At 69.2% G+C, this 8,618-nt stretch carries 8 protein-coding genes; 3 read left to right on the top strand and 5 right to left on the bottom strand.

The features are described from left to right. Positions 1-147: 147 nt before the first annotated feature. Positions 148-696 carry a DUF6328 family protein gene (locus VFB40_RS14715; protein WP_324850989.1) on the bottom strand — a complete coding sequence of 183 codons (549 nt, stop codon included), beginning with the start codon at positions 694-696 and terminating at the stop codon, positions 148-150. 126 nt (positions 697-822) lie between these two features. Here VFB40_RS14715 and VFB40_RS14710 point away from each other — a divergent pair, with 126 nt between their 5' ends. After that, positions 823-2,841, top strand: coding sequence for a maleylacetate reductase and hydroxyquinol 1,2-dioxygenase domain-containing protein (locus VFB40_RS14710; RefSeq protein ID WP_324850987.1), 2,019 nt, complete (start codon positions 823-825; stop codon positions 2,839-2,841). A 90-nt stretch (positions 2,842-2,931) separates the two neighbouring features. Here VFB40_RS14710 and VFB40_RS14705 read toward each other — a convergent pair whose 3' ends face one another. Together VFB40_RS14705 and VFB40_RS14700 are read right to left on the bottom strand one after the other, a co-directional pair. Then, entirely contained in the window at positions 2,932-3,714 is a 783-nt protein-coding gene (locus VFB40_RS14705) for a GPR1/FUN34/YaaH family transporter (protein WP_324850985.1), read from the bottom strand. Next, positions 3,704-4,915, bottom strand: coding sequence for an alcohol dehydrogenase catalytic domain-containing protein (locus VFB40_RS14700; protein ID WP_324850983.1), 1,212 nt, complete (start codon positions 4,913-4,915; stop codon positions 3,704-3,706). Before VFB40_RS14700 ends, VFB40_RS14705 begins: the two co-directional genes overlap by 11 nt. A gap of 736 nt (positions 4,916-5,651) precedes the next feature. On the opposite strand from VFB40_RS14700, the gene VFB40_RS14695 reads away from it, so the two are divergent. Further along, complete coding sequence (locus VFB40_RS14695) at positions 5,652-6,203, top strand: type 1 glutamine amidotransferase domain-containing protein (protein WP_324850981.1); 552 nt, start codon at positions 5,652-5,654, stop codon at positions 6,201-6,203. Then, complete coding sequence (locus VFB40_RS14690) at positions 6,175-6,681, top strand: type 1 glutamine amidotransferase family protein (RefSeq protein ID WP_324850979.1); 507 nt, start codon at positions 6,175-6,177, stop codon at positions 6,679-6,681. Before VFB40_RS14695 ends, VFB40_RS14690 begins: the two co-directional genes overlap by 29 nt. An 88-nt stretch (positions 6,682-6,769) precedes the next feature. Here VFB40_RS14690 and VFB40_RS14685 read toward each other — a convergent pair whose 3' ends face one another. Continuing rightward, positions 6,770-7,594 (bottom strand): hypothetical protein, encoded by an 825-nt coding sequence (locus VFB40_RS14685; protein WP_324850977.1) that lies wholly within the window; start codon positions 7,592-7,594, stop codon positions 6,770-6,772. A 188-nt stretch (positions 7,595-7,782) separates the two neighbouring features. Then, positions 7,783-8,370 carry a hemerythrin domain-containing protein gene (locus tag VFB40_RS14680; RefSeq protein WP_324850975.1) on the bottom strand — a complete coding sequence of 196 codons (588 nt, stop codon included), beginning with the start codon at positions 8,368-8,370 and terminating at the stop codon, positions 7,783-7,785. Between the last annotated feature and the right edge of the window lie 248 nt (positions 8,371-8,618).

The raw sequence follows: 8,618 nt of genomic DNA, 5'->3' as shown, positions 1-8,618 counted from the left end.
AAAGGGATGCGAGGCGGCCGGTCCGGTTATCCGGGCCGGCCGCCCGCCTGTCTCGGCAGGAATCACACCTGTCTCGGCAGGAATTACCGGAAACACCGGGCCTTGCCGATCTTCCGGCTCGTTCGATGATTCTCGAAGAGTGACCGGTTAATCACCGCGTCGGCCGGAGCGCGGCGTATCGGAATAGACCAGGTTCGGCATCAAGTACCACAGCAGGCAGTAAACGATGACCATCGCGATGGTCAGCGGAAGGGCCAGCGCGATGCCCTTCAGCACATCCAGCACCAGGAACACCACGCCGCTCATCGCCACCAGCAGGGCGAGCAGCCCCGCCTGCGCGACGCGGTCGGCCCAGACCACCAGTTCCGGCTTGCGGCCCTGGCGGAAGACCCGGCGGTGGTGGCTGACCGGCGCGATGAGCAGCGCGGCGGCCACCGCGGCGGCCAGCACGGTGATCGTGTAGACCGCGACCTGAAGGGTCGTCGCGTGGCTGAACCGGTTGCTGAACGGCACCGTGAGCAGGAAGCCGAACAGGATCTGCACGCCGGTCTGCGCGACCCGCAGCTCCTGCAGCAGCTCGGTGAAGTTGCGGTCCCAGCGCTGCAGTTCGGTCTCCGGGCGCTTGCCGTACCGCAGCGCACAGCTCGCTTGCTGCTCGGGCGGCGCTTCTTCGCCGAAGGGCCGGGCACCGTCCATCCCGATCGACCTCCGAACTCTGGATACGGCGTGCTGGCGCGATAGCGCGAAAGCAAGCCCTAGTACCCGAGCGGGCACCGCGCAATCATGGCCCGTACAAGCTGAGACGGTACGGGAGCGGGAGCGATGACGACCGAGGGCTTCGAGACGGGATCGCTGGAGCGAGCGTCCTTCGAGTACGCCGCGCACCCTGCGCGAGTGCTGTTCGGCAGCGGTACCGCGTCACGCGTCAGCGACGAGGTACGTCGGCTCGGTGGCACGCGCGTGCTGCTTCTCGCCGGACATTCCGTCTCCGCCGCAGCCGAACACTTGTGCTCAACCCTCGGTCCGCTGCTTGCCGCTCGATTCGACGGTGCGGCCATGCACACGCCGGTCGAGGTGACCGAAAAGGCGCTCGTCGTGCTGCGCGAGGCGCAGGCCGACTGCCTGGTCGCGCTCGGCGGCGGTTCGACCACCGGGCTCTCCAAGGCGCTGGCGCTGCGCACCGACCTGCCACAGATCATCCTGCCCACGACGTATGCCGGTTCCGAGGTCACGCCGGTCCTCGGCGAGACGAGCGACGGACGCAAGGTGACGACCTCGTCCGCGGCGGTTCTCCCGGAGACGGTCATCTACGACGTGGAGCTCTCCCGAGGGCTTCCGCTCGGCATGACGGTCACCAGCGCCGTCAACGCGCTCGCGCACGCCGTCGAGGCGCTGTACTCGCCGCAGGCCAACCCGATCATCGACGGCCTCGCCCTCGACGCGATCGCCCGGACCGCCCGCGCCCTGCCGCTGATCGCTCGAAGCGACGCCGGCCCAGCCTCAGAAGCGGCCGGCCGGCTCGATCCGCGCGCCGATTTGCTGCGTGCCGCCTGGTTCGCCGGAACCTGCCTCGGCGGGGCCGGCATGGGCCTGCATCACAAGCTGTGCCACGTCCTCGGCGGTTCGTTCGGCCTGCCCCACGCCGAGACGCACACGGTGATCCTTCCGCATGTGATGGCCTACAACGATCCGGCCGCGCCACAGGCCATGCGCCGGATCGCCGAAGCCCTCGGCGTCGAGGACGCGCCGAGCGGCCTGTTCGACTTGATCGCTTCGGTCGGCGGCCCGACCTCGTTGCAGACGCTCGGCCTGGCGGAAACCGACCTCCCGCACGCGGCGCAGCTTGCGGCCGCGCAGTCCTATCCCAATCCGCGCGAGGTGACCGTCGACGGTCTCGAATCCCTGCTGCACGACGCCTGGCAGGGACGCCGTCCTGACCCATCATCGCCGCGCAGCGCCGCCGATTCGGGTCCGGTGTCAGCGGCTCCCGACACAAGCTCGCTCACCGAACAGGTCGTCGCCAGCTTCGAGCACGCTCCCGACCAGCGCGTAAGACAGCTGATCACAAGTCTCGTCCGGCATCTGCACGCCTTCGCCGTGGAGAACGATCTGGCGCAGAGCGAATGGCAGCACGCGATCGATTTCCTCACCCGCACCGGGCAGATCTGCTCGGACACGCGCCAGGAGTTCGTGCTGCTCTCCGACACGCTCGGCGTCTCCAGCGTCGTCGACATGCTTGCCAACTCGCGCACGCCCGGAGCCACGCCGTCCGCGGTCCTCGGCCCCTTCTACGTGGCGGGGCCGCCCGAAACGCAACAGGGTGCTGACATCTCGGGCGGCCTGCCGGGGATCCCGCTGTGGACCGACGTGCGGATCATCGGCGCACAGGATCGACCCCTCGGCGGCGCGATCGTCGACGTCTGGCAGTCCAACGAGGACGGCTTCTACGACGTACAGCTACCAGACCTGGACGGCCCGGTTCTGCGTGCCCGCTTCCGTACCGACGACGAGGGCCGGCTGCGGTTCTGGTCCATCCTGCCGTCGCCTTATCCGATCCCTGATGACGGCCCAGTCGGCGCGATGCTCGCCGCCGTCGGCCGCCACCCTTACCGGGCGCCGCACCTGCACTTCATGATCAGCGCGCCCGGCCACCGCCGGCTCGTGACCCAGCTGTTCGTCGCGGGCGGCGACTACCTCGACTCGGACACGGTCTTCGGCGTCAAGGAGGCGCTCATCGTGGACTTCGCCGAGCGCCACGGCCGGACGCCGGACGAGCGAGAGGTCGGGGGCGCGTGGCGCAGCGTCGAGTTCACCTTCCGGCTCGCTCCCGACGAATCCTGAAGCCGACGCCGACGCCGACGCCGACGCCGACGCCGACGCGACGGGACGGCCGGACCGCGCCGTGGACAGCAGCCCGCCACAGCCGGCCCGCTACAGCAGGTGCCGCACTCCGGCCTCGCGGGCCACCGGCTCGATCTGCCGGCTCAGGTCGCCCTCGAGCGCGGCCGCCGCGCCGCGGCGCCGGCCGATCGGCAGGACCTGCTTGCGCATCGTCTCTTCCAGGAGGAACGCGGTTCCGCCGTACAGCGAGATCGCGATGATCGGAATGCCAAGCCAGCCCGAGGCGTGCTCGACATTGACGCCGCCGTACAGCTCGTACCAGCCGCTGAGCGCGAATCTCGCCGTCGCCAGCAGCGCGAGCAGTCCCAGCAGCGGTCTCGCGACGATCGCGCCGGTGCCGATCATCAGCACCGCGGCCGCGATCGTGAGCATGAACATCCCGACCGCGGTGGAGCGGCTGCCGGGCGGCGAGGTGTACAGCTCCAGTCCGAGCGCGATCCAGACCGCGCCGAAGATCAGCATCGCGGTGGCCACGCCGGCATCGCGCGCGGCATAGGCGACCAGCCCCGCCATGATCTCCAGGGGCCCCACGAAGGCGAGCAGGATGATCGCGAGCGGCTTGCTCTGCTGCGCGGAGAGCCATTGCAGCTGCAGGGCGCTGTAGAGGATCGTCCCGGCGCCGAACGCGTAGAACGCGACGGGAGCGCTGCTCGCCACAGGGCGCAGCACGATGCGCAGATGGTCACCCGCGACCCCGACGCCGAGCGAGCCGGATCCGCCGGTCTCGGCCGTCTGCGCGCCGCGCGCGTGTGCGGGCCCCGGCTTCGGGACCTGCTCGTCGGTGCGTGTCGGGCCCGCGCCGTCAGCCGACATCGAGCACCGTCTTCAGCCAGCCGTCCTCGCGCCGATCAAAGGTCTGGTACGCCTCGATCGCCGACTCCGGCTCGGCGCGCCGGGTGATGAACGCGGTCGGGTCGACGGTGCCGGCCGCGACCAGGTTCAGCAGGCCGGGCAGATAGCGCCGGTGGTTGCAGTTGCCCAGGTTCACGGTCAGGTTCTTGTTCATCGCCTCGCCGAGCGGGAAGGCGTCGAAGCCCGGCGGATAGACGCCGATCACGCCGATCGTGCCCGCCTTCGCCGCGGCCTGCACCGCCCAGCGCGCGGCCAGGCTCGGGGCGTCGCCCGGCACCCACTGCCCGTCCTGCGGCCGGGCTCCGGGCGCGGCCTTCTCCCGCTCCTGCGCGAACTGCTCGGCCTGCTCCTGCGCCTGCCCGGCCGCAGGGCCCTGCTTCGGACGCTGCGCGTCGACGCCCACGGCGTCGATCACCCGGTCCGCGCCGATGCCTCCGGTCAGCTCCTTGACCACCTCGACCGGGTCCTCGGCGTTGAAGTCGATCGGCTCCGCGTTCTGCGCCCGTGCCGCGTCAAGCCGCGATCCGATCCCGTCCACGACCAGCACCCGGCCTGCCCCCTGCCGCTTCGCCGAGAGCACCGCGAACTGCCCGACGACGCCCGCGCCGAGCACGAGCACCGTGTCGCCGCCGCGCACCTCGGCCAGGCGCGCGCCGAACCAGGCCGTGGGGAAGATGTCGGAGAGCAGGATCGCCTCGTCGTCGGTCACGCCCTCCGGGATGCGCACCAGCGTGGTCATCGCGTACGGAATGCGCGCGTACTCCGCCTGCAGGCCGTTGATCGGTCCGGTGCTCTCCGGCCCGCCGAAGAACGCGGTCCCCGCGGCCGGCCCGTTCGGGTTCGCCGTATCGCACTGCGCGTAGTAGCCGGCCCGGCAGTACGAGCAGGTGCCGCAGCCGATCGTCGAGCACACGACCACCCGGTCGCCGGGGGAGAATCCGCGCACCTGCGCACCGGTCTCCTCGATGACGCCGACCGCCTCGTGCCCGAGAATGGTGCCCTCCTTCATCCCGGGCATGGTGCCGCGCACCAGGTGCAGATCGGTGCCGCAGATGGCGCTGCGGGTGATCCGGATCAGCGCGTCAGTCGGCTGTTCGATCTTCGGGTCGGCGACGGAGTCGAGGCGGATGTCGCCGATTCCGTGCCACACCACTGCTTTCATTGAGAATCTCCCCAAAACGTGACGGATTGGTGCGTCCCGAAAGGCGCTGACTGCCCAAGCGCTCCGCACCCAAACCCGCATGACGCAGAACGACGATCAGGTACGGAGGGCGGAGGTGAGGCGACGTGCGCTCAGCTAGGCCACAGGCCGTTAACGCATCCCGCGACCGGGGTACTGACCACCGCGGCCGCAAGCCTCGGCGCACATGAGGCCACCGCGGTCTGGGACGTGACGTATGCCGAGAGCAGGCGCAAGGTGACGCCGGCCGAGCAGCACATTCACAGCCTGCTCGAAGTGGCGCCGTTGATGGCGACCGCCTCGCTGACGGCGCTGCATTGTCGCGCTGCCGTATCTCGAAGAATTGGTGCGCTGTCTCCGCGCGAAGCGTTCACTGCGCAGCCAGCCCGCGGCACCGGAGGCGAGTGCACCGACCCCGACACTTCGCGTCCCTGAGCACGCCGAGCAGCCTGCAGGGACCTCCGACGGCGTTGCCCACCTGCCCGTTCGCTGACAGCGAACACGCCGCGCCGGTCCACTGCGCCAGCTCACCGCGCTTCAATGACCCGCCTTTCCCACAATTGTCGCTGCTGCGTTTTCAGTGCTGCCGTTTCGCACGCGAAGGGCTCGGGTAGCCGGGCGGAGACCACGGGCCGGGGACAGGCAGGACAGACCGGACCCGCCGGGTAACCACCTGCATGCATTCCTGTCTCCCTCTTCTTTGGACGGAGCGATTTTCATGGCCAAGGACCTCAACGGCCGCCGTATTGCCTTCCTCGTCGCCGACGAGGGCACCGAGCAGGTCGAGCTGCGCGACCCGTGGCAGGCCGCGCTCGACGCCGGCGCCACCCCGGTGCTGGTCTCGCCGAAGCCGGGCAAGGTGTGGCTGTTCGACCACCTCGATCGGGCCGCGCAGTGGGACGTGGACGAGCCGCTTTCCGCCGCCGACCCGGACGGCTTCGACGCGCTCGTGCTACCGGGCGGCGTCGCGAACCCGGACCGGTTGCGCACCATCCCCGAAGCGGTGGCCTTCGTGCGCAAGTTCGTGCAGGACGGCAAGCCGGTGGCCGCGATCTGCCACGGGCCATGGACGCTGATTGAAACCGGGACGCTGGAGGGCCGCACGCTCACCTCCTGGCCGAGCCTCCAGACCGACCTGCGCAACGCCGGCGCGAACTGGGTGGACCAGGAAGTCGTCGTCGATACCAGCCGCCCGAGCAGCCTGGTGACCAGCCGCAAGCCGGACGACCTCAAGGCGTTCTGTGAGAAATACATCGAACACATCGCATAGGCGCGAGGTCGCGGTGCTGCGTGCGCCGGGTGCGGACCGGTCACGCGGCTTGGAGCTGCGCGATCAACTCGCCGCCTGCGAGGTTTCAATGGCCGTGCTGGTCCCGGAGCCGCAGGGCAAGGCAGGCGCGGACAGCGCCTACGACGACGAGCCCCTTCCGCGCTCCATCGCGCACGGGGACTCGGCGTCGTACGACGCGGTCGTCCTGCTCGGCGATACAGAGCCCTGGCTGGCTGCGGACCAGCACGCGCGAAGATTCGTCGAGGCGGCTTACCGGCAGGGAAAGCCGATCGGCGCCCTCGACCAACGCGAGGACATAGCGATCGCGACGCTGGCCGGAATCGTCGACAACACCGAGTCAGGCCTCCGCGATGACGAAGGCATCATCACGCAACCCGATCCGGCTGGCTCGACGAGTGCGTTCACGCAGCGGCTCCTCGGAGCCCTTGACCGCCAACGCACCCGCACTGAGCAATAGCCCCGAGTAGCAAGTACATCAATGAGCCGTAACGATGTGAGCAGACTCACGCGGAACAGTGCAGTCGGCGTGCGGCGCTCGGTCGAGGCTAGACCACAGGGTTGCAGAAGTAGCCGATCATGCGCTCGGCCAGGGTTTCCAGGTGAGCGCCTAGGGCAGCGCTCGTGTCGACGGCGGCTGGTAGATGGGCGCTGAACACGGCCAGGTTCTCCTCCATCTGCTCGTCATCGGCCGGCCCGTCGAAGATCGAGCGCAGAGCGCGGTGGAGGTCGCTTTCAGAGCCGGCCAGTTCCGCGAGCTGGTCCGCCGCCGCTGCCTGAGCCGTCCAGAGGTCCGCCCCGATCGCTGCCAGGAGGGCATCGCGCTCGGGGTGGGTGTCGATGAGCGCTCTGATCCTGCTCGTGCGGGCGATGCGTTCGGCGAGTTCCTCGCGCAGGTGCTCGAATTGGGCTTCGAGGCTGGCCCGCATACCCGCCAACGATCCCACGAGCTCAGGGAATGCCTTGATGCTCTCGCCGATGCCTTCGATCTTTGCGGCCGACTCCTGATGGGCACAGGTGGCGGCGACCGCCCAGGCGGCCAGTTGGTCCGCAGCCGCGACGTCGTGGAGGTCGTGGTCGGTGGGGCGGGGGTTTCTCGCCGCCAGCACCGCCCACGCCTGGTCCGCGATCGGACCGCGGTACCGATCCACCACGGTGATGAGTTGGTCGTGCCATCCCTCTAGGAACTGCGCGAACTGATCCGTCATGGCATCGCGGTGGTCGGCGGGCACCTCAGACAGCAGGGCGTCCGTGGCCTGCCCTGTCCGCCAATGGCGGTCGAAGTCTCGCAGGACGTTGTCGCTCCACGTCTGCGCACCGCGGTCGGCGAGCTGCCGCAACTGCGTGTCCGTCGCCGGTACGGGTGTGGGCATGTGTCGTCCCCTCTCGACGCGCTGCCCCGTTGGAGCCCAACAGCAGTGTCGCAGTACGCGGTCTTACTGGGCTACCTCGACTATCTCGAACCAAGTACACAGAGCTGAGCAGCACTACGCACACGCGGCCGGTGGCGAGAAACGTGGGTCGCGTTTCTCGCCACCGGCAGTCTGCGCCGGATTCCGCGTCAGCTGTCGTCAGAGTGCTTCTTGAACGCGTCGCGGGCGCGGTCGAGCATCGAGGCGAACGGGCCGGCGGCCTTCACCATGCCCGGGGAACCCGCGGCCGTCGGGTGCGGGTGCGTCGGGGCCGTCTTCTCGGCCTTCAGCAGCCGCTCGCCCATCCGCTTGAGCTCCTCCTCGGTGCGCTGGGCCAGCACCGTCGGGAACTCCTCGTGCTCCTCGTGCTCGGCGTGGTCCGACACGGCCTGCTCGAAGCTCGCCAGCTTCGTCTCGAACTCGGGGCTGTTGACGTCCATCTTCTCGAGCTCGGCCAGGACGTGCGTGGCCTCGTCTTCCTCGTGGTTGCGCGCGTCGGTGATCTCGTGGCCCGCGGTGTTCTTGGACACCGGGCGCAGGATCATCTCCTCGCCGACCTCGTGGACCGCCAGCAGCTCGCGCAGCTGGTCGAAGCGTTCCTGCTTCGGCGCGCCGGTCGAAGCCTTGACCGCGACGAACAGTTCGCGGATCTCGGCGTGCTGCTCCAGCAGGATGCGGATGATGTTGCCCTCGGGCAGCCTCGCGGCTTCCATCCGCTCCCTCTCTGCGTGCTTCATGGTGCTTCCTTTCCTGGATTTCTGCACGTCGCCGCCCGTTGCGCGGCGTTCGATCGAGGACCTCGCGTCTGCGCTTCGCGGGTACCCGGACGCAGCGGATGAAACTCCGACGAAACGGTGCATCCGCCGTTTGCCCCATGACCGCGCGGGCAGCCGGGCCCAAATGGCAGGAACCGACCTGAACGCACTAACCGAAAGGCGACGCAAGCATGAGGGCTTTGGTCTATAAGGGCGCGCGTGAGGTAGCC

This window comes from Actinocrinis sp., assembly GCF_035650855.1.
Lineage (GTDB): Bacteria > Actinomycetota > Actinomycetes > Streptomycetales > Catenulisporaceae > Actinocrinis.
The sequence above is the reverse complement of the archived record's forward strand: the minus strand, read 5'-3'. Positions and strand labels throughout refer to the sequence as shown.

Bases quoted from the DNA above. Each gene is read 5' to 3' on its own strand.
- VFB40_RS14715 (WP_324850989.1), bottom strand. From the start codon at position 696: ATGGACGGTGCCCGGCCCTTCGGCGAAGAAGCGCCGCCCGAGCAGCAA.
- VFB40_RS14710 (WP_324850987.1), top strand. From the start codon at position 823: ATGACGACCGAGGGCTTCGAGACGGGATCGCTGGAGCGAGCGTCCTTC.
- VFB40_RS14705 (WP_324850985.1), bottom strand. From the start codon at position 3,714: ATGTCGGCTGACGGCGCGGGCCCGACACGCACCGACGAGCAGGTCCCG.
- VFB40_RS14700 (WP_324850983.1), bottom strand. From the start codon at position 4,915: ATGAAAGCAGTGGTGTGGCACGGAATCGGCGACATCCGCCTCGACTCC.
- VFB40_RS14695 (WP_324850981.1), top strand. From the start codon at position 5,652: ATGGCCAAGGACCTCAACGGCCGCCGTATTGCCTTCCTCGTCGCCGAC.
- VFB40_RS14685 (WP_324850977.1), bottom strand. From the start codon at position 7,594: ATGCCCACACCCGTACCGGCGACGGACACGCAGTTGCGGCAGCTCGCC.
- VFB40_RS14680 (WP_324850975.1), bottom strand. From the start codon at position 8,370: ATGAAGCACGCAGAGAGGGAGCGGATGGAAGCCGCGAGGCTGCCCGAG.